The 23,091-nt window shown below is 65.4% G+C and carries 23 protein-coding genes and 2 pseudogenes; 7 read left to right on the forward strand and 18 right to left on the reverse strand.

What is annotated here, in order from left to right:
* Positions 1 to 203: 203 nt before the first annotated feature.
* Complete coding sequence (locus A5790_RS08675) at positions 204 to 797, forward strand: TetR/AcrR family transcriptional regulator (protein ID WP_005086604.1); 594 nt, start codon at positions 204 to 206, stop codon at positions 795 to 797.
* Here A5790_RS08675 and A5790_RS08680 read toward each other — a convergent pair.
* The 11 genes and pseudogenes from A5790_RS08680 to A5790_RS08730 form a co-directional block, all read right to left on the reverse strand.
* Positions 794 to 2,521, reverse strand: coding sequence for an acyclic terpene utilization AtuA family protein (locus A5790_RS08680; RefSeq protein ID WP_005119331.1), 1,728 nt, complete (start codon positions 2,519 to 2,521; stop codon positions 794 to 796). The two genes, A5790_RS08675 and A5790_RS08680, sit on opposite strands and share 4 nt — an antisense overlap.
* Complete coding sequence (locus tag A5790_RS08685; protein ID WP_005116473.1) at positions 2,518 to 3,330, reverse strand: TIGR03084 family metal-binding protein; 813 nt, start codon at positions 3,328 to 3,330, stop codon at positions 2,518 to 2,520. The genes A5790_RS08680 and A5790_RS08685 overlap by 4 nt, the downstream gene beginning before the upstream one ends.
* A gap of 1 nt (position 3,331) precedes the next feature.
* Entirely contained in the window at positions 3,332 to 4,099 is a 768-nt protein-coding gene (locus A5790_RS08690) for an enoyl-CoA hydratase/isomerase family protein (RefSeq protein WP_005086608.1), read from the reverse strand.
* 43 nt (positions 4,100 to 4,142) lie between these two features.
* Entirely contained in the window at positions 4,143 to 4,613 is a 471-nt protein-coding gene (locus tag A5790_RS08695; protein ID WP_005086609.1) for a MaoC/PaaZ C-terminal domain-containing protein, read from the reverse strand.
* Positions 4,610 to 5,101, reverse strand: coding sequence for a MaoC family dehydratase N-terminal domain-containing protein (locus tag A5790_RS08700; protein ID WP_005115562.1), 492 nt, complete (start codon positions 5,099 to 5,101; stop codon positions 4,610 to 4,612). The genes A5790_RS08695 and A5790_RS08700 overlap by 4 nt, the downstream gene beginning before the upstream one ends.
* A 32-nt stretch (positions 5,102 to 5,133) precedes the next feature.
* On the reverse strand, positions 5,134 to 5,559 hold the full coding sequence (locus A5790_RS08705) for a dihydroxy-acid dehydratase (RefSeq protein WP_005086611.1): 426 nt from the start codon (positions 5,557 to 5,559) through the stop codon (positions 5,134 to 5,136).
* On the reverse strand, positions 5,556 to 6,014 hold the full coding sequence (locus tag A5790_RS08710) for a MaoC family dehydratase N-terminal domain-containing protein (RefSeq protein ID WP_005086612.1): 459 nt from the start codon (positions 6,012 to 6,014) through the stop codon (positions 5,556 to 5,558). Before A5790_RS08710 ends, A5790_RS08705 begins: the two co-directional genes overlap by 4 nt.
* A complete protein-coding gene (locus A5790_RS08715) occupies positions 6,007 to 7,050 on the reverse strand; it encodes an LLM class flavin-dependent oxidoreductase (RefSeq protein ID WP_005086613.1) in 1,044 nt (347 codons plus the stop codon). Before A5790_RS08715 ends, A5790_RS08710 begins: the two co-directional genes overlap by 8 nt.
* The gene (locus A5790_RS08720) at positions 7,047 to 7,484 is read right to left on the reverse strand and encodes a Zn-ribbon domain-containing OB-fold protein (RefSeq protein WP_005061010.1); all 438 of its coding nucleotides are present in this window, start codon (positions 7,482 to 7,484) and stop codon (positions 7,047 to 7,049) included. The genes A5790_RS08715 and A5790_RS08720 overlap by 4 nt, the downstream gene beginning before the upstream one ends.
* Positions 7,481 to 8,648 (reverse strand): annotated as a pseudogene (locus A5790_RS26490) (thiolase family protein). Before A5790_RS26490 ends, A5790_RS08720 begins: the two are co-directional and overlap by 4 nt.
* Before the next feature lie 282 nt (positions 8,649 to 8,930).
* Positions 8,931 to 9,935, reverse strand: coding sequence for an AraC family transcriptional regulator (locus tag A5790_RS08730; RefSeq protein ID WP_005086614.1), 1,005 nt, complete (start codon positions 9,933 to 9,935; stop codon positions 8,931 to 8,933).
* A 114-nt stretch (positions 9,936 to 10,049) separates the two neighbouring features.
* Here A5790_RS08730 and A5790_RS08735 point away from each other — a divergent pair, with 114 nt between their 5' ends.
* From A5790_RS08735 to A5790_RS08745, 3 genes are read left to right on the forward strand one after another with little or no spacing between them, the layout of a single operon-like run.
* Complete coding sequence (locus A5790_RS08735) at positions 10,050 to 10,370, forward strand: 2Fe-2S iron-sulfur cluster-binding protein (RefSeq protein WP_005086615.1); 321 nt, start codon at positions 10,050 to 10,052, stop codon at positions 10,368 to 10,370.
* A gap of 30 nt (positions 10,371 to 10,400) precedes the next feature.
* Positions 10,401 to 11,789 carry a cytochrome P450 gene (locus A5790_RS08740; protein ID WP_005086616.1) on the forward strand — a complete coding sequence of 463 codons (1,389 nt, stop codon included), beginning with the start codon at positions 10,401 to 10,403 and terminating at the stop codon, positions 11,787 to 11,789.
* The gene (locus A5790_RS08745; protein ID WP_005086617.1) at positions 11,786 to 12,985 is read left to right on the forward strand and encodes an NAD(P)/FAD-dependent oxidoreductase; all 1,200 of its coding nucleotides are present in this window, start codon (positions 11,786 to 11,788) and stop codon (positions 12,983 to 12,985) included. The genes A5790_RS08740 and A5790_RS08745 overlap by 4 nt, the downstream gene beginning before the upstream one ends.
* A gap of 16 nt (positions 12,986 to 13,001) precedes the next feature.
* Here the strand turns inward: A5790_RS08745 and A5790_RS08750 are convergent, their stop codons facing one another.
* From A5790_RS08750 to A5790_RS08765, 4 genes are all read right to left on the reverse strand, one after another.
* Complete coding sequence (locus A5790_RS08750; RefSeq protein ID WP_005116470.1) at positions 13,002 to 13,583, reverse strand: TetR/AcrR family transcriptional regulator; 582 nt, start codon at positions 13,581 to 13,583, stop codon at positions 13,002 to 13,004.
* Between the two features lie 90 nt (positions 13,584 to 13,673).
* Positions 13,674 to 14,585 (reverse strand): alpha/beta fold hydrolase, encoded by a 912-nt coding sequence (locus A5790_RS08755; protein WP_005086619.1) that lies wholly within the window; start codon positions 14,583 to 14,585, stop codon positions 13,674 to 13,676.
* Positions 14,585 to 15,022 (reverse strand): PaaI family thioesterase, encoded by a 438-nt coding sequence (locus A5790_RS08760; RefSeq protein WP_005086620.1) that lies wholly within the window; start codon positions 15,020 to 15,022, stop codon positions 14,585 to 14,587. The genes A5790_RS08755 and A5790_RS08760 overlap by 1 nt, the downstream gene beginning before the upstream one ends.
* A 45-nt stretch (positions 15,023 to 15,067) precedes the next feature.
* On the reverse strand, positions 15,068 to 15,721 hold the full coding sequence (locus A5790_RS08765) for a TetR/AcrR family transcriptional regulator (protein ID WP_369816234.1): 654 nt from the start codon (positions 15,719 to 15,721) through the stop codon (positions 15,068 to 15,070).
* An 84-nt stretch (positions 15,722 to 15,805) separates the two neighbouring features.
* On the opposite strand from A5790_RS08765, the gene A5790_RS08770 reads away from it, so the two are divergent.
* The 3 genes and pseudogenes from A5790_RS08770 to A5790_RS08780 all read left to right on the forward strand — a co-directional run bounded on the left by A5790_RS08770 (position 15,806) and on the right by A5790_RS08780 (position 19,009).
* The gene (locus A5790_RS08770; RefSeq protein WP_005110545.1) at positions 15,806 to 17,299 is read left to right on the forward strand and encodes an acetyl-CoA acetyltransferase; all 1,494 of its coding nucleotides are present in this window, start codon (positions 15,806 to 15,808) and stop codon (positions 17,297 to 17,299) included.
* Positions 17,296 to 18,396: pseudogene (locus tag A5790_RS08775) on the forward strand (zinc-binding dehydrogenase). The gene A5790_RS08770 and the pseudogene A5790_RS08775 overlap by 4 nt, the downstream one beginning before the upstream one ends.
* 34 nt (positions 18,397 to 18,430) lie before the next feature.
* Positions 18,431 to 19,009, forward strand: coding sequence for a carboxymuconolactone decarboxylase family protein (locus A5790_RS08780; protein ID WP_005086626.1), 579 nt, complete (start codon positions 18,431 to 18,433; stop codon positions 19,007 to 19,009).
* Between the two features lie 164 nt (positions 19,010 to 19,173).
* Here the strand turns inward: A5790_RS08780 and A5790_RS08785 are convergent, their stop codons facing one another.
* The 3 genes from A5790_RS08785 to A5790_RS08795 all read right to left on the reverse strand — a co-directional run bounded on the left by A5790_RS08785 (position 19,174) and on the right by A5790_RS08795 (position 23,078).
* Positions 19,174 to 20,298 carry an acyltransferase gene (locus A5790_RS08785; protein WP_197696743.1) on the reverse strand — a complete coding sequence of 375 codons (1,125 nt, stop codon included), beginning with the start codon at positions 20,296 to 20,298 and terminating at the stop codon, positions 19,174 to 19,176.
* A gap of 105 nt (positions 20,299 to 20,403) precedes the next feature.
* Positions 20,404 to 21,453 carry an NAD(P)-dependent alcohol dehydrogenase gene (locus tag A5790_RS08790; protein WP_066842690.1) on the reverse strand — a complete coding sequence of 350 codons (1,050 nt, stop codon included), beginning with the start codon at positions 21,451 to 21,453 and terminating at the stop codon, positions 20,404 to 20,406.
* A gap of 221 nt (positions 21,454 to 21,674) precedes the next feature.
* Entirely contained in the window at positions 21,675 to 23,078 is a 1,404-nt protein-coding gene (locus tag A5790_RS08795; RefSeq protein ID WP_066842692.1) for a neutral zinc metallopeptidase, read from the reverse strand.
* Positions 23,079 to 23,091 lie beyond the last annotated feature (13 nt).

Genomic DNA, 23,091 nt, shown 5'->3' on the forward strand with positions numbered 1-23,091 from the left:
TGCACATCGCGGGTTCGGAGCAGGGCCCCTAAATCATGAACTGAGAAAAGGATCGACAGCATCGGCGGGGGCTAGCGGTTTCGTTCACCTCCCTCGATTCGGTGCGGCGGGTGCCGACGCAGGCAACCCCAGCGTCGGTAGGATCCCAGCCCAGCGGATCGGACGGCGAACAACGTAACCACAAATCGACAGGAGGCCTGAAAGTGGCCGGTTTGCGCCGCAAACTGCTCCTCGAGGCCGCCGCCGACCTGTTCGCGCGGCAAGGCTTTCACGCCGTGGGCATCGACGACATCGGTGCCGCAGCAGGGGTGAGCGGGCCGGCCGTCTACCGGCACTTTCAGAACAAGGACGCGATCCTTCGCGAGTTATGCGACGCCGCCATGACTGAGCTGCTGGCCGGCGCCCGGCGCGCCACCACGGCCGGCACACCGACGGAGGTCCTGCACGCCCTTGTCGACCTGCACGCGGCCTTCGGCGCGCGACGACGCGGCCTGTTGGCCGTCTACGCCCGCGAGCACCGCTCGCTGTCGCCGCTGGCGACCCGTGCCCTGCGACGCCGACAGCACAGCTACGAGTCCTTTTGGGTCGAGGCACTCGTACGAGCACGGGGCGATCTGGACCGTGAGCGCGCACAGGGCCTGGTCGCCGCCGTGCTGTCATTGCTCAACGCGTCCGCGTACATGCCGGCGTCGCTGGACGACGCGACGATTGAGGCGATGCTGGCCGCCGCGGCCGTTGCGGCGCTGTTCAGCCGCGCGGTTACACAGCAGGTAGACGGCGCCCCGCACCGGATTTAGTGTGTGTCGAGCAGCGACTGGGGAATGTCCACCATGCGGGACCGCACGTATTCCCCGAGCCCCTTGGCCTGTGCGTCCAGCCGGGTCGAGGAGGCCACCCCGTCACCGAGCAAGCCGTGCACCACCACGTTGAGGGCGCGCAGGTTCGGCAGTTCGAAGCGCTCCATGGGCAGGTGCGCCGTCTCCGGCCCGAGCAGAGTGCGCAGCCGCTCGACGCTGAGGTAGTCACGCGCCCACGCGTACCCAGGGTCATCCCGTGCCCACAGGCCGAGGTTAGCGTTGCCGCCCTTGTCTCCGGACCGCGCGCCGAGTACCGACCCGAGCGGCGCGCGACGTGTCGGCCCGGACGGCACTGGCAGCTTCGCGAGCGCGGCGATCCTAGCCGGCGGGACGGCACCGGTCGGCGGGTCGGGGATCTCGTGCCGTGTGCCGTCGGCGTCGACGAGTACGTGCGTGAGGGCCGACCGCGCTACGTAGGCCGGCCGGTAGACGCCGAAGGCGGTCTCCGAGGACGGTGGCGTGGTGGTGTGGAAGCCGGCGAAACCAGCCAGGGCGATCTCCATGACCCCCCCCCCGGAGAAGGCTCGGCCCACCTTGCGCGGGTCGGCGTCCTTCACCGTCACACGCAGGTGCGCGCAGGCTTGCTCGTTCGTCGGTGCGTCGGAGACGTCGAAACGCAACAGCCTCACGTCGACTTCGTCGAAGGCGTCGCGTCCGCCGAGAACGTCGAAGAGCTGCTGTTCGGCGAAAGCCGCCTTGGCCCCGATGTCGAGGCCGGTGAGCACCATGGTCATTGTGTTACGGAAGCCGCCCACCTCATTCAACGCCACCTTCAACGTGTCCGGCGGCGGACTGCCTTTCGTACCGCTGATCGCGACGCGGTGCTCACCCTGTTGAGCCAGCCGGATGGTGTCGAAGTGGGCGACGACGTCGGGGCCGAGGTAGGCAGGTTCAGCGGTCTCGTAGAGCAGCTGGGCGGTGACCGTGCCGACTGAGACCAGTCCCCCGGTGCCGGGATGCTTCGTGATCACCGAAGAGCCGTCCTCGGCGACCTCGGCGATCGGAAACCCCGGGTAGCGGCGGTCCGTGATCTCGTCCAGGAACGCGTAGTTGCCGCCCGTCGCCTGAGGGCCGCACTCGATCACGTGCCCGGCGACGACCGCGCCCGCGAGCCGATCCCAGTCGGCGGGTGCCCAGGCGTGCCACCAGGCGGCTGGACCGACGACCAGGGATGCGTCGGTGACCCGGCCGGTCACGACGACGTCGGCGCCCGAACGCAGCGCCTCGGTGATGCCCCAGGCGCCGAGGTACGCGTTGGCCGATACCGGTTTGATGTCGCCGACGGGCGGCGTGATTGCGTGGAGGTCGCCACGTAGGTCGTCGCCCTCGACGTGAGCGACGCGCGCGGTGAGGCCGAGACGGGCGGACAGCTCGCGCAACGCGGCGGCCAAGCCGGCGGGATTCAGCCCGCCCGCGTTCGCGACGACCTTGATGCCATGATCGAGACAGGTGCCCAGCACCTGTTCCATTTGGGTGAGGAAAGTCCGCGCGTACCCGCCGGACGGGTCTTTGGCCTGGGCCTTGGCCAGGATGAGCATGGTCAGCTCGGCCAGATAGTCACCGCACAGGACGTCGATCGGTCCGCCCTCGACCATCTCGCGGGCTGCGGCGATGCGGTCGCCGTAAAAGCCGGAGCAGTTGCCGATGCGGACCGGGACGCTCACCGCTGACGCCCTGCAAACTGGCCCGCCACGCGCCCGCCGCCAGGGGGCCCCGCGAAGGCCTGGGCGATCGCGAGCCACTGGTCGGCCAGCGGGCCGTCGGCGACCAAAGCGGTGTCGTCGCGGTGGCGGCGTTGGGTGACCAACAGGCAAAAGTCGAGCGCCGGCCCGCTCACGCGGTTGGCCGCGTCGGCTGGCCCCCACGTCCAGACGCTGCCGTCCGGAGCGGTCAGCTCAACGCGTACCGGGTCCGCGGGCAGGTCCAGACCGTTGGCCAGGTAGCTGAACGCGCGTGCACCCACCCCGATGTGGGCCACGTGACGCAGCCGTGCCGTGGCCTCGCGGGTCGCGCCGAGCGCGTCGACGACGTCCTGGCCGTGCGCCCAGGTCTCCATGAGTCGCGCTGTCAGCGACGAGACCGCGCTCATCGGCGGCCCGAACCACGGCAGGCGGGTCGCCGGGTCAATGTCCGCGAACGCCGCAACGAGGGCGGCACGCGACGTGTCGAACCACGCGAGCAGGTCGGCAGCCGGCATTTGACGGTAGCGCTCGGCGATGACGTCGGGTGAGATGGCTCCGTCGGCCATCATCGGCAGGTAGTCGCTGCTGAACCCGTCGGGGTCGGTGGCCGAGCGCACCGCGACGTCGTCGAAGAACGCCAGATGGCTGATCTGGTCGCGGATCGTCCAGCCCACGGCCGGAGTCGGCGCGTCCCAGCCGCGCGGACCTTCGGTCAGCGGCGCGACCAATCCGCGTAGGGCTGCCGTCTCCGCTTCGATGTCGGTGATAACCGACTGCATGCTCACCGCCATGTCAGTGTCCCTTCCACTGCGGCGCGCGCTTCTCGCGGAACGCCGCCGGGCCTTCCTGCGCGTCGTCGCTCAGATAGACCGGCTCCCATATCTCGTCGGCCAGGTCGTACGCGGCGGCGAGGTGGTGCTGCGCCGAGAGGTACACGGTGCGCTTGGACGCGAGCACGGACAGCGGTGCGTTCGCGGCGATGCTGAGCGCCAACTGCTGGGTACGCTCGCGTAACTGATCGGCCGGCACCACCTCATTGACCAAGCCGACCTGGTGGGCGCGCGCGGCGGTGATCGGGTCGCCGGTCAGCAGGATTTGCATGGCAACGCGCGGGGGCACCAGCCACGACAGGGGTGTCGCCCACGGCGAACCGCGGCCGACCTTGACCTCGCTGACGGCGAAGGTCGCGTGTTCGGCGGCCACGACCAGGTCGCACTGCTGCGCGAGCAGGAAGCCCCCGGCGAACGCGACACCGTTGACGGCCGCGATCGTCGGCTTCGCGACATCGATGTTGCGGCCGAACTGCGGAGCGAAGTCCTTCGGGGGCACCTTGAGCGCGTTCTGCGCCATCTCCTTCAAGTCCCCGCCGGCGCAGAACGCCTTATCGCCCACGCCGGTGAGGACGAGCACCTTCGCCGCGTCGTCGTCATTGAAGCGGAGTACCGCGTCGATAAGCCCCGTGCGCACAGCGTTGTTCAGCGCGTTGCGCGCCTCGGGCCGGTTGATCGTCAGCCAGGCCACGCTGTCGACGACCTCGTAGCGAATCGGTTGCTCGGCCACCGAGCCTCCGTCCCTCACCGTCGTCTCGCATGTGAGTGGCAGTTCACCCCGGCACCTCGACAAACGGGTCGGCCAGCTCAACGGTGGCTTCACTCGGCACGCACGGACCATCTTCGCTCGAGACGAGCAACTCGAGGTCGACGAGGCGCCGTCCGCCATCGTCGCGTTTGGCCACGACCTTGCCGCTCAGGGTCGCGGTCTGGCCCGGGTAGATCGACCGGATCATTGAGATTCTGCGGCGCCGGATGAGCGCGTCGGGTCCGGCCCATTCGTTGAGGCCGCGGTCGATGAAGCCATGGAAGAAGAGGGTTGACAGGTAGATTGTGCGCTGGCCCTGGCTGCGCGCGTAGTCGGGGTCGTGGTGACCGGGGAACCAGTCCCATGTCGAAGCCGCGTTCATGCAGATGCGCTTGTAGCTGATCTCGATCGAGACGGGCGTCAGGGTGTCGCCGACGGCGATGTCCTCGAACCGCACGGGGAAGCGGACCATGCTGTGCTCGGTGGATCCGTTCATGATGCGCCTTCACTATCGGCGGTGTCGTATCGGAAGAGCACGTTGGTGTTGCGGCCGATGACCTCACCGTGCTGGTCGGAGAACGTACTCACCGTGGTGATGAACACGCCGGTGCCCACCCGCGTCGTCTTCGGCTCGGAGATCGAGGCGATCTCCTCCACGATCGACACGTGATCGCCTACCCGGGGCCGGCGTTCGAACTCCGTCGTCGTCGAGGCGTTGATGATGTGGTGGCCCGGCAACGGGACGCTGAGCGCGAACATCATGTCGGCACGCGCTAGGTACCCGGGCACCCACTGCGGCGCGAAGCCGAGGCTCATCAGCAGCCCGGGCGGGCAGTCCTCACCCTCCCAGTAACGGGGGTTCGCGTCCTCGACGAGCGAGCAGTAGTACAACACCATCGAGCGGTCGATCGGGAACCACGCACGCCGCGGTTCGGAGCGATGACCGACCCACGCCCGGCCTTCGTCGAAGGTCCCGAATGTCATCCCGAGGCCGGTGACGTCGCTCGTTGGCGCGCTCACCGGGCCACCTGCACGACGGCGCTCCCCTTTATCGCGGGTTCGCCGGACTGGCGCGTGACCACGAGTTCGAGGTCTGCCACCTGCTGCCCTCCGGCCTCGCGCACGCCGGTGACCCTGCCGCCGAAGCTGAGCAGGTCACCGGGCCATACCTGACCGGTGAACCGGATGCGGAACGAGCGGATGTTGGCCAGCCCCACCCAGGCGGTCAGCCGCTGGGCGAGCACACCGCCGTGCAGCAGTCCCATACCGAACACACCGGGCATGCCGGCCGCGCGGGCGAACTCCTCGTCATGGTGGATCGGGTTGAAGTCGCCGCCGGACCCGGCGTAGCGGACGATGTGCGAGCGCGTCAGCGGGCCGAACTGTGAGCTCGGCATCTCGTCGCCGGCGGCCAACGCCACCGGCGCGGGGGATGTCGTCATTGGGTGGAGCCTCCGGTTTCGATCAAGACGTCGGTCTGGCGCACGACGAGTTCGTCGCGCTGGTTGGTGAAGTCGGTCTCGATCGTCACGATTGTCATGGTGCCGCCGCGCTTGCCCTCGCGGCTGGTCACGTTCGACACCCGACGCGTCTCGGTGAGCTCGTCGCCGACGACCACCGGCGCGAAATACTCCCAGCCGCACTCACCGTGCAGTACGCGTCGCAGGTCGAGCCCGAGGGCGCCGAACATGTCGTCGTCGGCGCGCCAGTGAGCCGAGGAGACGACGAAGGTCGGCGGAGCGGGGATCGCGCCGAAGCCGGCGGCGCGGGCCGCTGCGGCGTCCTGGTAGATCGGGTCGTGGTCGTCGAGGGACAGCGCGAACTCGCGCACTTTGGACCGGTCGACGGGAAATGTGGTGCTCCCGAGTTGCGTCCCGATGAGCGATGCGTCAGCCACTCTGGTCACCTTTCCCGCCGGCGAAGGCCGGTGCACAATCGCGAATGAGGCTGCCTAGGTTCTCGGCGATGCGCTCGGGCGCGAGGCCGATCGAGGGTGAGTAGAGAACGATGTGGTCCAGCACGCCCTCGTAGCGGCGCAGCCCTTCTCGGACCTCGGCGGCGGTGCCGGCCACCGCCATCGCGTCGATCATGTCGTCGGTGACGGCTGCGAACATGGCCGGCAGGTCACGCCGCGCGAACGCGTCGCGAATCGCCGCCCCCTGCCTGGCGAAGCCGCTCACATCGAGAACGTGTTCGTAGGTCTTCACCGAGGAGTAGAACGCGATCTGCTGCGCGGCCTCACGGCGTGCGATCTGTGGGTCGTCGTGCACCGCGCAGATGACCATCGAGACGATCTCAATGTCGGCGGGATCGCGTCCGGCCCGCTCCGCACCGCGCACGACGGCTGGGCGGGCGACCTCCTCGACGTAGGTCGTGGTGAATAGCGGATGACCGGCCAACCCGTCGGCGACGCGCCCTGCCACCTCGCACATCCGCGGACGCACGCCCGCGGTGATGATCGGGATGGCCCGCTGCGGCGGCGCGACGTCGCCGGTCGGGACGAGATTCATCCGATAGAAGCGACCCTCATGGCGCACGGGGCCCTCGTGCAGGTTCCAGATCCGACGCACGAGCGGGACCAGCTCCTCCATGCGCAGAGCGGGAGCGGAGGTGTCCTCCACGCCGTGCCAGTCGCTCATCATGCGGCGTGTGCCGTTGCCGAGCCCGAGCACGACGCGCCCGCCTGAAAGCTCGTCGAGGTCACGCGCCTCGGTGGCGAGCACGAGCGGGCTGCGCCCGACGCCATACAGGATCGACGACCCGATGCGGCAGCGCTTTGTGCGCGCGGCCATCGCGGCCATCGAGATCGAGCCGGAGCGCGAGTAGAACTCCGAGGCCCAGGCGGCGTCGAAGCCGGCGAGGTCGGTAGCCTCGGCGGTCTCGACAAGGGTGGCCAAGTCCGCGCCGAGCACCGAGACCCCGTACGTGCTCACGACGCCGCCGGCCTGAATCGGACCAGCCCAAGGTCCTCGTTCACCCGCTCGAACACTGCGCGCACTCTTGCGCCGATCGCAACTTCATCGGGGGCCACGCCCTCGAGACTGGCCAACAACTGCGGCCCCTCGTCCAGACGAACGAGCACGACGACGTACGGCTCGCTGCGCGGGAACGAGTCCCACGGGGGGCGGTACACCGGCGCGAAACTGACGATCTCACCAGTACCCGCCGCGGTCTCCCAGGCCAACTCACCGTCATGGCAGACGGGACACACCAGCCGCGGGTAGAGGAACGGGTGGCCGTTCGCGCACCGCTGGAAGACGAGTACGCCGCGGGCCGCTGCTGCGAAGTAGGGACGGTTGACATCGGTCAGCGGCGGCAGCGCCTCAGGATCGTGCAGACCGTCGAGGGAACTCGAAGCTGCGGTCATGACGCTCCCTCCATCACCATGCTGACGTGACTGCACAGCATCGAGCCGTAGCTGTGCACGAACGCGGTGTCCGCCCCGAAGACCTGACGGCCCTCGGCGCGACCGGGACAACTGCCAATAACCCTCGAGGATCTGCGAAATGCCAGAGGAGGTCCCGGTGTGCCCGAACCGGATCAGGCCGCCGTCGGTGTTCACCGGAAGGTCGCCCCCCGGATCGGCGCGGCCGTCACGGTAGAAATCGCCTGCCCCGCCGGGCTTCACGAAGCCCGCCTCCTCCAGGATCATCGCCGGGTTTGAGGCGAAGGCGTCGTAGAGCAAGGCGATGTCGATGTCGGCCGGCGCCCGTCCGGAGCGCTCGAAGGCCATCGGACCCGAACGGGCGGCCCCGGTACGACCCGGGCGGGCCAGCGAGGTCAGAAAACCGTGGGTGTGACCCTCTCCAAACCCGAGCAGGTGTACCGGCCGGTGTTTGCCCGCGCGAGCCCGGCGGGCCGAGCCCAGCACGAGCGCGCCACCGCCCTCGCAGGGAATCGAGCAGTGGTAGAAGTGGAACGGCCCGGCGATCGGGCGGGACGCCAGCACGTCCTCCACAGTCAGGCGTTGTGAGCGGTGCGCGATCGCCGCGGGATTCAGCGCGGCCCACCGGTCCTGCGACGCGGTGACCTCGGCGATGTCCGCCTTGCCCTGTCCCGTCTCGTGCATCCAGGCCTGCGCGATCAAACCGTACAGCGCCGGCACGGAGGGTCCGTAGGGCATCTCGAACGCGTGGTCACACACCAGCGCCATCAGTTCGCGCCCGCCATCGCGGATCGGTGGAAACTTGCCCGCCGACACGACCAGCACCGTCTCGGCCTCGCCCCGGGCGATGACGTTACTCGCCATGCGCGTCATGGCCAGATGGGTCCCGCCGCCAAGCTGACAGGTCATCTGAAGTTTCAGGTTGTGCAGCCCGAGATAGTCCATGAGGTCCTCGGACAGGAAGATCGAACCCTCGTTCGTCATCGGCCCGGCGCACACGAGACCGTCGACCTCGTCTGGGACCACCCCTGCGTCGGCGAGAGCCGCGACCGCGGCGCGCACATGCAATTCAGTGGAGGTGTACGGAACGTTTCTTCCTGGAGCGACTTCGGCGGCACCGATGATGGCCGGCTGGTCGTGTGGCATCCGGACTCCTTCCGACCACGCGTTCAACGCCGGTCCCGACGTGAACGACGGTTAGCATAGCGTGACTAGGGGGTCCGCGTCACCCCCGGCCCGCACCCGCCGCCAGCGCGGTATGGATTCTCTGGATGTCGTTGCGCCTCTTCCCAAGAGGGTGCTGCGATGACCGAAACCCGCGCCGATCGTGTCGTTTCTCGACGATGTCCAGGTGACAGATGAGGCCGATCGCGAAGCCCGCTGGTTCCGGTGGACGCCCGGCACGCGCCCGGGCGGAACTTTGCGCGCTCAGTCGCGCGTTTTTCTGAAGTGGCGCGGTGACCGACCGGTCCACCGTTTGAACGCATGTGTGAAGTTCGTGAGGTCCGCGTACCCGAGTTCTGCCGCGATCTCGCTTACAGACACCGATCTGTCGAGAATTCGCAGAATTGCTCGCTCCTGCAAGAACGACTGACGTAATTCTCGAAAGGTGGTCCCCTCTTCGCGCAGGCGCCGCTTCAACGTGCTCGGGGATATCGAGAGCTCGCCCGCCGTCCGGCTGATGTTCGTTTTTCCGGGATCTTTCTCGAGCAGGTCCCTTACTTTTTCGGAGACCGACGTGTCACGTCGTTGATCGAGAGTTCGCTGCAAATCGGTGACGGCAATCCGGTACGCCACAGGATCGGAGAATCGACAGACCTCCTCCAGCGTAGCCGCGGGAACGTGGACGAACGAGCTGGGGGCGTCGAAGAAGATCCGACCCGCCAACACTTCGTCATGAAGAACCCACGACTCCGGCGCTGAATGACTCAGATGCAGTTCAATATTCGGTACGGCACCCGCGAGCATGTCGAGCAGACGCAACAGCGCCAGCCCACCGTAGGTGACGGCCAGGCAGTTCAGGCCCGCGTCACCGGTGCGACCGGTGAGCCCGATCGTGAGGCCGCGTTCCGTCGAATGGAACGACGGGCTGAGGGCTGTGGTGATCACCGGCAGATAAGCAAGCAACTCGACAACCTCGGCTACCGAGCCCGCGCTGACCAAGGGAACACTGAGTGCCCCAAAGGACGTCAGTTTGGCGTGTTCAGCGAACGCGAAACCCAGACGGGTTCCCTGATCACAATCGAAATCGGAATATATCTCCCTGAACCACCGTAAGGGGACCTGCGCGTCGCGGCCCACCAACATCGACTCGGTGACGTGCTCGCGAACCATGATGCTGCGCAGCGCAATGCTGGCGTCATGCCCCAGCGCCTCACTGTCCAGCATCTGCAGGAAAGCCAGCGCTGGCATACCCGAGTCGTCGAGTTTCACGTGCCTCCCTGCGCGTGAGCTAAAAACACAACTCTTTGACTCCTGCGAGTCTAGCGACGCTGGTCACGCGCGACAACACTAAAAAGAGAAGTTCCAGATTGAGGAGAGTTAATCATGGCAGTCGTCACCTTCGTCTCTCATGACGGCGAGAAGTACGAAGCCCCCTTGGCCGAAGGGCAGTCCTTGATGCAGATTGCGGTCAATAACGCGGTGCCCGGCATCGACGGCGATTGCGGAGGGGAAGCCGCATGCGGAACATGCCACGTGATCGTCGCTCCCGAGTGGTCGGACACGGTGGGACTCTGCGGCGCCAACGAAGAGGAGATGCTCGCGATGAACCCCGAGCGTCAGCGGACGTCGAGGCTGTCCTGCCAGATGGCCGCCTCCGAGGCATGGGATGGCTTGACGGTCGAGCTACCTGAGTTCCAGCTCTGAAACAACGTCATGGATTTGGAGGAAACAATAATGAGTATTCCCGCGGCAGTGGCCGCCAAAGCCCAGTCTGCCGTGCCTCTGGAGCTGCAAATCCGCGGCGCACACCTCTACGACAAGACACGTCGGTGGGTAACCGGAACCAATGGTAAGAAGATCTTCACCGAGACGCCCATTCCTCCGGTCGAGGACGTCGATATCGCCGACATCGATCTCAGCAACCCGTTCCTCTACCGCCAAGGCCGCTGGAAGTCCTACTTCGAACGCGTGCGCAACGAGGCGCCGGTGCATTACCAGGCTCGCAGTCCGTTCGGCCCGTTCTGGTCGGTGACCCGCCACGCGGACATCATCGCCGTCGACAAGAACCACGAGGCTTTCTCCGCAGAGCCGTTCATCATCATCGGGAGACCGCCTCGTTTTATGGACATCGCCATGTTCATCGCGATGGATCCGCCACAACACGACTTGCAGCGCGCTTCCGTCCAAGGGGTTGTCGCGCCGAAGAACCTGCGCGAGATGGAGGGGCTGATCCGCTCGCGTGTCCAGGAAGTGCTGGACGATCTACCGGTGGATCAGCCGTTCAATTGGGTGCACCACGTCTCCATCGAACTGACAGCGCGCATGCTCGCGACCCTGCTGGACTTCCCGTACGAGCAGCGGCACAAGCTCGTGGAATGGTCGGACCTCGCCACCTCCATGGAGCAAGCCAATGGCGGTCCTTCCGACAACGACAGAGTGTTTCGTGGCATGGTCGACATGGCGAAGGGGCTCAGCGCTCTCTGGCATGACAAGGCGGCCCGTACCGCCAACGGGGAGCGACCGGGCTTCGATCTGATCACGATGCTGCAGGCCAACGAGGACACTAAGGATCTCATCGACCGCCCGATGGAATTCCTCGGCAATTTGGTATTGCTGATCGTCGGGGGAAACGACACGACTCGCAACTCGATGAGCGGAGGGGTTCTCGCCTTGAACCAGTTCCCCGATCAGTTCGAGAAGTTGAAGGCGAACCCTGACCTGATTCCCAACATGGTGTCCGAGATCATTCGCTGGCAGACCCCGTTGGCGTACATGCGCCGAGTCGCGAAAAAAGACATCATGTTGAACGGGCAATTCATCCGCAAGGGCGACAAGGTCGTGATGTGGTACGCCTCTGGTAACCGCGATGAGCGTGTCTTCGAGCGGGCCGATGAGTTGATCATCGATAGGAGCAACGCCCGCAATCACATCTCGTTCGGGTTCGGCGTGCACAGGTGCATGGGAAACCGACTTGCTGAGTTGCAGCTTCGAATCCTGTGGGAGGAATTGCTCCCTCGCTTTGAGAACATCGAGGTGGTCGGCGAACCCGAGTATGTGCAATCGAATTTCGTCAGGGGTATCAGCAAGCTGATGGTTCGCCTCACTCCCAGGCCGAGTGCATGACTCCCGAACGAGCGGTGATCGTCGGCGCGAGCCACGCCGGCGCGCAGTTGGCAGCTAATCTTCGAAGGGAGGGGTGGTCTGGGGAGGTCGTGCTCATCGGCGACGAGGGGGGACTGCCCTACCACCGGCCTCCGTTGTCGAAGGGATACCTGGCCGGCAAGAACGGCCTCGACGACCTCCTGATTCGCGGCGCTGATTTCTACGAAAAGCAGCACATTCGACTCTTGAATGCGACCGTGGAGGCGATCCACCGGAGTGCCAAGCGTGTGTCTCTGAGCACCGGCGACACGCTGACGTACACCAAGCTCGCGTTGTGCACCGGCGCAAGGGCCAGACGACTCCCCACACCAGGGGTGGATCTTCCCGGAATTCACTACCTGCGTACCGCTGCAGACGTCGAGTTGATCCGTGCCGCCGCCACACCGGGTCGGAGGGTTGTGATCGTGGGCGGCGGTTACATCGGGTTGGAAACGGCGGCCTCGCTGTGTTCGCTCGGCATGAACGTCACCGTCCTCGAGGCAACCGAGCGTGTACTCGAAAGGGTCACCGCGCCGGAGGTTTCCGCGTTTTACACGCGAATCCACCGCGGCGAGGGAGTGGAGATCCGAACACACGCCCTCGTCGAAGCCTTCTCCGGTAACGGTGGGGTGCAGGAGGTCGTGCTGGCTGACGGCGAATCGATCCCCGCCGACTTGGTCATCGTCGGCGTCGGTGTGGTGCCGAACACCGAGCTCGCCTCGGCCGCAGGATTATCCGTCGACAACGGCATCGTGATCGACGACCAGGCCCGCACCAGCGACCCCGACATCGTGGCCGCCGGCGACTGCACGAGCCACACCATGGCTCGATACGGCTCGCGTATTCGTTTGGAATCCGTATCGAGCGCCGGCGAGCAGGCCAAGATCGCTGCGGCGACAATCTGCGGAAAACACAGCGCAATCGCTGCGCTTCCGTGGTTCTGGTCCGACCAGTACGATCTCAAACTCCAGATTGCCGGTCTCAACGCCGGATACGACGAACTGTTGCTCAGTGGTGACCCGTCGCGTGACCGTGACTTCAGCTGCTTCTACTTCCGCGAGGGCGAACTCATCGCCGCCGACTGCGTCAATCGTCCTCGCGATTTCATGTCCAGTAAGCGGGCCATCAGCCAGCAGCTCCGAGTTGACCGCTCAGAGCTCCTCGCCGGCTCGATCTGACACGAGAGCTTGCTGGCTACAAACTGTGGACAACTCCCAGGTACCTGAGTGCTACGCGGGAGATCCGCTCACCGGTGGTGGCGATGTCCGCGGCGGGGAGTACAACATGACTCACTGTCAGTCGCACCAGAACATCTGCGACCTCCTCAACGTCTTCGGGATCGAGATCGTCGAAGTGGTCGTTAAACCACGTGATCAGAGCCGCGGAGCAGAGCTGAAGCAGGGAAGCCGACGTCGGCAGAAGAGGTAGGACTCCAGTAGACGACGAGCCACCGCGATCATTCCCCGAAGCGTTGGACGTCAGAACTGCCTTGAGGAGCGGGCTGTCTTCTGCTTCACAGAGGGTGAATTGCACCGCTGCGGTGATGCCGCCCCGCACGTCGCCCACGTGTTCGGCAAGGACGGCAAGAATGCCTTCCATAAAGCGCTGGCCCTCCGACACCACAAGCGCGTCGCCGAGCCCCTGTTTGTCGCCGAACTCTTTGTACAACGTCGGGCGGGAGACGCCGACCGATTCGGCAACCTCGCTCATCCGGACCTGATCCCAGCCCTTCTCGATGGCGAGTTCTCGTGTCGCCCTCAAAACCTTTTCGCGCACATGCCGGCGGAAAGACACCCGCACTGGTTCAGTTGGCATAGGAGCAGGATAGGCGCCAGCCCTACATGGGCAGTCAACCGACAGCAGGGTTCATATGGTCCTGTCGAGGAATTCGACGACCGCCGTCGAGAATGCGTCGTTGTTGTCGCCGGCAATCATGTGTCCCGCGCCCGACACGTCAACGGTTTGCGCGTGCGGAACGACGGTCAGGAAATGCCTTACTGTCTCTTCGGAGACGATGTCAGATAGTAGGCCCCGGACCAGCAGCGTTGGCGCGGACACCTGCCGCGCACCATCGAGAAGGAAGGCGCTCATCATCTCGAAGTACTCAGCGCCCTCGTCTGGATCACCCTGCAGGAACTGGAAATTCGACGTCACGAAGGCTGGATCCCATCGCCAGGACCAGCGACCGTCTTCGCGACGGGCGAGGACTTTTCGGAGCCCGTCGAGGTTTTCGGGGCGAGGGCGGTGCGGGTTGTAGGCGGCGATCACGTCAGCGGCCGACTCTAGGCTGTCGAAACCTTCGGGGTGTGCCGACATGAACGCTACGACTCGTCGGGCGCCGTCCATCTCCATTCTCGGAGTGACGTCAACCAGCACGACGGCCTGCCATAGATCCGGCGGGGCGAGCAAGTGTGTTCCGAGAATGGTCAACCCGCCCAGAGATGCGCCGATCGCGGCGACGGGGCGGCCGGAATCGGCGTATGAGCGCACGGCCAATAGGTCGGACCCCAGCCGGTCCATGTCGTAGCGTCCGTCGGGGTCCCAGTCGCTGTCCCCGTGTCCCCTGGTGTCGTACGCGGCCACCGTGTATCCCCGCTGGTGCAGGCGTTGGGCGGTGACGTCCCAGGCGTGTCGGCTTTGACCGCCGCCGTGAAGGAGCAACACGACCGCCCGCGGTGCGTCACAGTGGTAGAGGTCGACGGCCAGCGCCAGCCCGTCTGCCGTGGGCACGCGCTCGACCACAGGAGCCGACGAATCGCCTGTTCTCTTTGCCGACATCAGGAGCTCGTCTTCGGTGCGACGACGGTGACGGTTCCCTGGGCCGCACACACCGCTCTGCCGTCGTTGCAGATGTCGATCCGCGCCACCCCGCTGGTTCTGCCCAGCGCGATGATCTCAGCTGTGGCTACACAGGTGCCGCTGGAGACCGGACGAAGCAGATTCAGTTTGAACTCCGTTGTCGCGACCCAAGATCCCAGTGGAATCACGGGATAAAACACCACGCCGAGGCAGTGGTCGACCATGGCCGATAAGCAGCCCCCATGCAGGTTGCCGAACGGCGTCTTCAGGTCGTCGCGTGCGTCCATCTCCGCGACGAGCCGTCCCGCAGCGAATTCGGTGTGACGGAAGCCGAGGTAACCGGCCAACCCGCCCGTGGTTTCTGCTGCGCTCTTGAGTTGCTCAGCGACCTGTTCGTTGAACGTGGTGAATTGCACAGGCCCTCCTACCTCATCTGCCGTCGAGACATTACTCCATAGATGTCACATCGGTCGAGCGTGGTCACCCGCCAGGATCGCCGGAAGGAGAAACCTCGACAGAAACGCCCGGAGTCCGTCACGACTGCGCTCCCGCGGCCCTCGAACAGTCAGCAGGCTCAGTATCGTGCGGACAACCCACTCGGCGGCGTCGTCGACGGAGACGCCCGGTTCCACGCAACTCCAGTGTCTGGTGAAGATGGGACGCAGAAATTCGGTGACGATTTCGAAGAGGGACGTCGAGGTCCCCGCCGCGAGACCCACGCCGGCTAGTTCCTCGTCGCTGCCGAACAACAATCCGATGATCTCTTCGCGGCGCGCGGCCTCAACCGTGTATTCCACGAAGTCGACGAGCGCGGAGCCCAGGTCGGCGTGCGCCGCGATCCGCGGGCTGATGCGGTCGAGATAGCGCTCGGCGGCGCGAATGATGACGCCCGACATCACCGCCTCCCGACTGGGGAAGTAGCGATACACCGTTGCCCTGGACACACCCGCTGTTCTGCCGATGTCCTCCATAGTCGTGCCCACCACACCGCAACTCTCGAGGCACCGCTCGGCAGCATCGAGCAACCGGTCGCGAGCGGACCCACGATCTGTCGGCGCGGCGGCGCCCCATCTCAACAACCTCGTCGACACACAGCCAGTATGCCGCGCGCGCACACCATTGTGACTTGCCCACGCACATGACACCATCGCAGTTATGTCTCAAGTCAGCCCCGTGGCCCTGAGCGGATGCCGATGCCGATGTTGGTAGAAGCGCGTACCCCGGTTGTCGTCGGCGTGGGCGAAGTTACCCATCGCGGGAACGACTTCGTGGACCCGATCGACTTGGCGGTAGAAGCCGCACGCCGCGCGGTCAAAGACGCAGGTCGCCCGGTCGAGCGGCGCATCGACACCGTCGCGACTCCCGGCATCCTGGTCATACCGCGCGACAATCCCGCCAGCAGGATCGCCGAAGCGATGCACATCAGTCCCGCCCGCCGCATCAGCTGTCCCGTCGGCGGAAACACCCCGCAGTATCTCGTCGAGGTGTTGGGTGGCGAAATACGCGAAGGCCGTGCAGATGTCGTCCTGGTCGTCGGGGCGGAGAGCGGGCATTCCGCACGCAAGCTTCAGGGCAGGGCACTTCTCGACTCGCCGCCCCCACCCCGCTCCGGCGACGAATCCCTGGGCGACGCCCGCCCCGGGCTGAGTCAAGCCGAATTGTCGGTGGGTCTGAGTTGGCCGCACGAGGTGTATCCCATCTTCGAGTCCGCGATCGCCGCGCGCCACGGCCGCGACTTCGATGCTCAACGGGAGTGGCTGGGCACGCTGATGGCACCGTTCACAGCCGAGGCGGCACGCCATCCGGAACAGGCCTGGTTCCCACGCGCACGAAGTGCCACCGAACTCAGCGAAGTCACCGCGGAAAACCGCATGGTCTGCTTGCCCTATCCCAAGTTGCTCAACAGCATCATGTCCGTCGACATGGCTGCCGCCTTCATTCTCATGGCGGCCGAGGTGGCGGACGAATTGGGCGTCGCGCGCGATCGTTGGGTCTTTCCCTGGTCAGCAGCGACTTGCAACGACGTGTACTTCCCCGTGGAACGGCCGGACCTCAGTCGCTCATCGGGTATCGAGGTAGCGGCACGGAAGGCTCTCAATGCGGGGCGGTTGACCATCGACGACATCCGGTGGTTCGATCTCTACTCCTGCTTCCCGTCGGCAATTGAGATGACTGCCGAGGCTCTCGACTTGGACCCCCTCGACGACAGAGGCCTCACAGTAACCGGAGGCCTGCCGTATCACGGCGGTCCCGGAAACAATTACGTCAGCCACTCGATCGTTGAGATGGTCCGACGGTGTAGACGCGACCCAACCGATGTCGGACTCGTCACCGGCCTCGGGTGGTATTCGACGAAGCATTCGGTCGGTCTGTGGTCGGCCACCCCGCCACCAACCGGGTGGCGACTGCTCGACACGGCGGTCGAGCAAGCTCAGATCGATTCATCGAGGTTGGGTGTCGCAGGCGTCGACGAGGCGACCGGTTGCGCGACAGTGGACGGATACACCGTCGTCTACGACCGAGACGGGCAACCTCGATGGACTCCGATCATCGCGCACCTGTCCGACGGGCGAAGAGTCGTCGCACGCAGCGACGATCCGCAGATTGCCGAGGCGATGGGCGGGGAAATGTATGTAGGTAAAACGGTGTGCCTCCGAAACACAGGGTCGTTCACCGGATTCGAGCTTCCATGATCGCCGAGGCGATGGTGCTGACCGGACCGCGGAGTCTGCAGCGGCGCCAGATGATCATCCCCGACGTCGGCGACCGGGGTGCGATCCTGCGAGTTGAAGCATGCGGTCTGTGCGGAACAGATCACGAACAATTCACCGGACACCTGCCTGCCGGCTTCTCATTCGTTCCAGGGCACGAAATCGTCGGCATCGTCGAACATGTCGGCGCTGCGGCCGGCCAACGCTGGGGTGTACAAGCCGGCCAGCGCGTGGCCGTTGAGGTGTTCCGGTCCTGCCGAGACTGCCCCGAGTGCCGCCGCGGCGAATACCGGCGGTGCGCGGTGAACGGCATCGCCACCATGTTCGGGTTCGTCGACGTGGAGATCGGCGCGGGCTTATGGGGCGGATACGCCACCCATGTGGAGCTTCCGTGGGACGCGATGCTGCTCCCGATTGCCGAAGACATGGACCCCGTTCTCGCCACGTTGTTCAACCCTCTCGGGGCCGGTATCCAATGGGGGGCGACTCTTCCCGACACCAAGGCCGGGGACGTCGTAGCGATCCTGGGGCCCGGCATCCGCGGAATCTGTGCGGCGGTGGCGGCCAAAGAGGCGGGAGCCGCGTTCGTCGCGATGACCGGCGTCGGCCCACGCGACTAACAACGACTGGCCATCGCCAGATCATTCGGTGTCGACCTGCCCATCGATGTATCGCAGGACGATGCAGCGACCGCGCTTCAGCGTGAGACAGGCGGACGGCTTGCCGACGTGGTCGTCGACGTCACCGCCAAAGCACCCTCCGCGTTCGCCGATGCCGTCGGCCTTGCCAGGCCCGGCGGCACAATTGTGGTGGCCGGCACCCGCGGAGGAGGCGGCGCGCCCCGGTTTGAACCAGACTTGTTGGTCTATAAAGAATTACACGTCGTAGGCGCACTCGGCGTGGAGTATCCCGCCTACCGGGCAGCCCTCGAGATTCTCGCCATGGGCCGCTGGCCGTTCGACCGGATCACCAGAGAATCAACCGGATTCGCTGGGCTCGCACAGCTGCTCACTTCGCTTGCAGATGAAAGTGCCCGATCAAGTGGGGCGCTCCACAACGTCTTTTTGCCCACGCCCTAACGGCGGTGCAGAGGTTCAACAGAGAGGGCCACCCGTGACCATGGCGGAACGCGTACCGATGCTCGACCGTGAGCAGGCCCAGCTGCGAGCTGCCGAATGTGGGTTGCCCGAAGAGTTGGCAGAGCTGTCGGTATTCCGCGTGGCACTTCATCAGCCGCGTGTGGCGGTTGCGCTGTATGGGCTGCTGGACGCGTTACTCTTCCGCGGTTCCCTTGACGCGCGGCTACGCGAGCTGGTCATCTTGCGCATCGGCTGGATCACTGGCTCCGAATACGAATGGACTCAACATTGGCGAATCGCCACACTGCTCGGCGTGCCTGAGCGTGATCTCCTCGCGGTGCGCGACTGGCAGAATTCCGAAAGCCTCGGGCCAGTCGAGCGTGCGGTCCTCGCAGCGACCGATGATGTGGTACGCGACGGGGTCATCTCCGAGGAAAACTGGGCTGGGTGCCAGAAGGCGTTCAATAGCGATCACGCGGTTTTGGTCGAACTTGTCGGAGCAATCGCCAATTGGCGGCTCTTTTCGATCCTGCTTCGATCTCTGAATATTCCGCTTGAGTCCGGTACCGACGGCTGGCCGCCCGATGGGCGAGCTCCTCGGCGTCGCGATTGAGCGAAAAAGGTGGACCGGTGCTTGACCGAAGCGGTCAGCGCCCCAATCGCCAGACCACGACCCGTGTCGTAGACGGACAAGTCCCCCCTCGGACACTCAATCGCTGCGGCCATGCTTTCATGGCCCTCAATCGAATTGGCTCACCGGAGGGTGCTTGCCGATCGTCAATCACCGGCTCGGCTCGGCTTTGAGCGCGGCCTGCGGGTCCTGGTCTCGACCGGGGCGAACACCGCGATCAACACCATGAGGACGGCAAGCGGTGCCAGCAGCCAGAGCCATCGCTGCGCCCACCAGTCGGCGGTCGGCTCCACAGGGAGCGTGTGGCCCAGGCCTTCGTAGACCCACACCACGACGAGGTATGCGGTCATGTGCCACAGGAACACGGTGATCGCCACCACGTTGAGCGCCACCACCGGCTTCCACACCCGGGGTCGGCGCAACACGCGCGCGGCTGACGGCGTGATGAGCGCTACCAGTCCGAGCTGGAAAACGGCGAGCGCCGCGATGGCGGCGTTGGTCGGGAAGATGTTCGACTCGGTCTCACCGACCGTGGCGACCATTGATCGTGGGTAGCCGGCGAACATCGTCAGCACCACCAGCGTCAGCAGGCCTGCCCCGGCAACGGCCAGCCGCTGAGCCACCGGCCTGGTTCCGAGCTGCCAGCTCCGCCAGGCGAAGCCGAGTTGGTGGCAGAACAACCACACCAGAGGGACGGTCATCCACTCGGCCCAGGTCAAACCTGCGCCGCGGCCGAGCACGCTGCCGACCGCGATCAGCCCGACGAACATCACTAGGACGCGGGAACCGAAACGGGCGTGCAGGGTCGCGGTGACCGGGACGGTAGCGATCAACAGGCCGTATACGCCGAGGAACCACAGCGGCACCAGGTAACCGGGGAACCATTCCCACATCCAGCGATGTGGTCCCGGAAGCATCGCGGCGATCGCCTCCCCGGCGAGCCACACCGCGGCCCACACCGCGGTGGGCGCCAACAACCGGCGAAGCCGGTCCACGACGAACCGTGAACCGGAAACTCCGTTCGCCCTCGCGCGCTGCCAGCCGACGAGGTTCGCATAACCACCGACCAGAAAGAACAACGGCATGACTTGCAGCACCCAGGTGGCCAACCAGCCACCGGGCACGGCGTGAATCGGGTTGGGCATCGCGAGAGCGCCGTCAGCGGTGCGATGGGTGACCGAAAGCGTCCAATGCCAGAGCGTGACGACCACAATGCTGAGTGCTCGGGCTGCGTCGACGATGCGGTCTCGGGATTCCGGTGTCGCGCTCACCAGCCGGTCGAGGGGGCCGGGCGCCCCACGGGAACGACGCCACCGTCGCAAGTGGGCGGTCACGCCGGGCCCAAACCGGGATCGATGTCAGTCATCGTCGCGTATTCAGAAGGTGATTAGCACCTTCACCACATCCTCGAGCTTCTTGTCGGCGACCTCGAACGCTCGGTCCATGTCGTCGAAATGAAATCTGTGGGTGGTCATCAGTGTCGGGTCGAGGCGCTTGGCCTCGAGCACGCGCAGTAGTCGCTCCATACGCAGCCGGCCGCCGGGGCAGAGTCCTGTCACGATCGTCTTGTCCGCCATTCCGACCCCCCATTCGACGCGGGGGATGTGTACGAATTCGCCATCGCCGAAGTAGCCGATGTTGGAAATCGTCCCGCCGGGCTTGGTGACCTTGACCGCGGTCTGGAAGGTGGCGTCGGAGCCGAGTGCCTCGATAGCGGTGTCGACTCCCTGACCGTCGGTCAACTCCGTGATCCGGTCCGCCGCGTCCTCGGTGGAGAAGTCCACGATCGCGTCGGCACCGTATTCGCGCGCCAATTGCTGGCGGCTGGCAACCGATTCCACTCCGATCACGAGTCCGGCCCCGCGCAGCCGGGCGCCGGCGGTTGCCATCAGGCCCACCGGCCCTTGGGCGAGAACCGCCACCGTGCCTCCGATGGGGATGTTGCCGTGTTCGGCACCCATGAACCCGGTGGAGAGCATGTCGGCGCAATAGACCGCAGTCTCATCGGAGATGGTGTCGGGGATCTTCGCCATGTTGGCGTCGGCCTCGTTGACGTGAAAGTACTCGGCGAAGACTCCATCCTTCGTGTTCGAGAACTTCCAGCCGCCGAGTGGAGCTCCAGATTGTGATGAGTGCCCACCTTGTGAGGCGAGATCTCCCCAATTCGGAGTGATCGCACCGACGAGTACCCGATCGCCGGGGCGAAAGTTCTCTACGGCACTTCCGATCTCGGAGACGACGCCGACCGCCTCGTGGCCGAGCGTCAAGTTTTTTCGCGGGCCCACGCCGCCGCTGACAGTGTGTGAGTCAGATGTACAGATTAGCGCTGCACGGGTCTGCACAATCGCGTCGTTGGGGCCTGGCGTGGGCACCGGCTTTTCCATGAAGCCGACAGCGCCGATTTCTTTCATGACAAATGCTTTCATCGCTGCCAATCCCCTCTGGTTTCGACCAGGCACGTTACGGACGCGGCGTACGGCCCACGTCCGGATCACCCACGACGGGAACGCGAAAACGCCCTCCCCAGAAGATGCGTCGAGCCGGTCAAGTCTAAGCCCGTGCCGCGGTCAATGTTTGAGATTGGGGCCAGACTGATCATGAGACTGATCAGCTTGAAGCGGCCATGGAGACCGGTGTCGACGGTCGGTCAGGGGAACCGTTCTAGACAGTGGTCCTGATCGCTCAGCACGCCGGTGCGGAACGCGTCGATGCGAGCAAAGCCTGCAGGCGCGGACTCTCCGTTGGCGTCACTGGCTGCTAAGCCGTTCGTGAGCAGGCCGGCGACGGCTTCGTCTAGGTCGCCTGCCGTCAAGGCGACGGTGTTTCCGTCGGGTGTGTTCACCTGTTGACTGAGCTTCCTCGTGGCGACACCGGTCAGGCAGGCCGTCCGCAAACCGGTCTCGGCGGTGTCCAGGGGTATTCCGAACTCCTGCTGCAGGGCCAACGCATACCGCGATATCAACACCGAATAGGCGGTGTTGTCACCGGTCAGCCCGGTCGGACCCTCGCTGGTGGCGCCCAGTTTCTTGAGCGCCGCGAGATCGACCGCGATGGTGTTGGTTGCCGGGCAGAACGAAGCAGGTGGTGTCGGCCGGGCGTCGGGGCACCTTTTCGCCGCGGCCGGATCGAAGGTGAGCCGTGGCGGACTGGCAGGCTCGAACAATTTGTTCATCGCTGCGATGACGGACTTCACGGAATTCTGCGAAACCGGCCAGTTGCCGGTCTCACCGCGCTGCAGCGCCACTGGGAGGTCGCCACGTCGCTGGCGAACCTCTTCCACGTCGATCCCCTTACATGTCTCTGGTCCATCGGCGAATCCGAACTGGAATGCCGAGACTCGCTCGAAAGCCGACCCGTGTTCGCCGCCGCCCGAGCGCGCCCCGTTGCGCTTGAACAGCGGGTCTCGAAACGAAATCACACTGGCGAGAAGGGCATTGAGCCCGTCGCCGGTGGACAACTTGAAGCGGCGCGAATTCCCCTCGGCCACCCACCGCATATAGGATCCCGCGAAACAGTCGGCCTGCTGCTCGGCGATCAGCGTCGGTGTGTTGGGTCGGTTCAGTTCGGCCTGGTATTGCACGGAGTGGCCGTACTCGTGGGCCAGCACCATGGCCACCGCCATCTCGCCGTAGGACTCACGAAGCGACGGCAGCAGCACGCCGCGGTCCCAGCCGATCGAGCTGTCCGGCGGGCAGAATGCGGCGTTGACCAAACCCGAGGTGGCCTCACCGCAGAACGTGGTCTTGTCGGGACGGTCGGCATCCCATGACAGAAGCTTGCGGACGGGGCTGAACCTCGCGGAAAACGCATCGGTGAAAGCACCCTTCCAGTAGTCCTCGACGTCGCTGACGGATTGAAGCGCGAGCATGTCGATTGGTCCGCCGTCGGTGTTGGCCACCGTGCGCGAGGGCTCGGGCGCCCCAGCCCTCAACCCCGAGGGTCCATCGGCGACTTGCATGCCCGCCACCGTGAAAGCGTCGGGGGGCTTCTGAGTCGTTGTGCCGCAAGCCGTTCCCAGTAACGCCGCTGCGGTCATCACGGCAGCACTCATAGCCACAGCATGA

The sequence above is a fragment of the Mycobacterium sp. 852002-51152_SCH6134967 genome, from assembly GCF_001667105.1.
Taxonomy (GTDB): Bacteria; Actinomycetota; Actinomycetes; order Mycobacteriales; family Mycobacteriaceae; genus Mycobacterium; species Mycobacterium neumannii_A.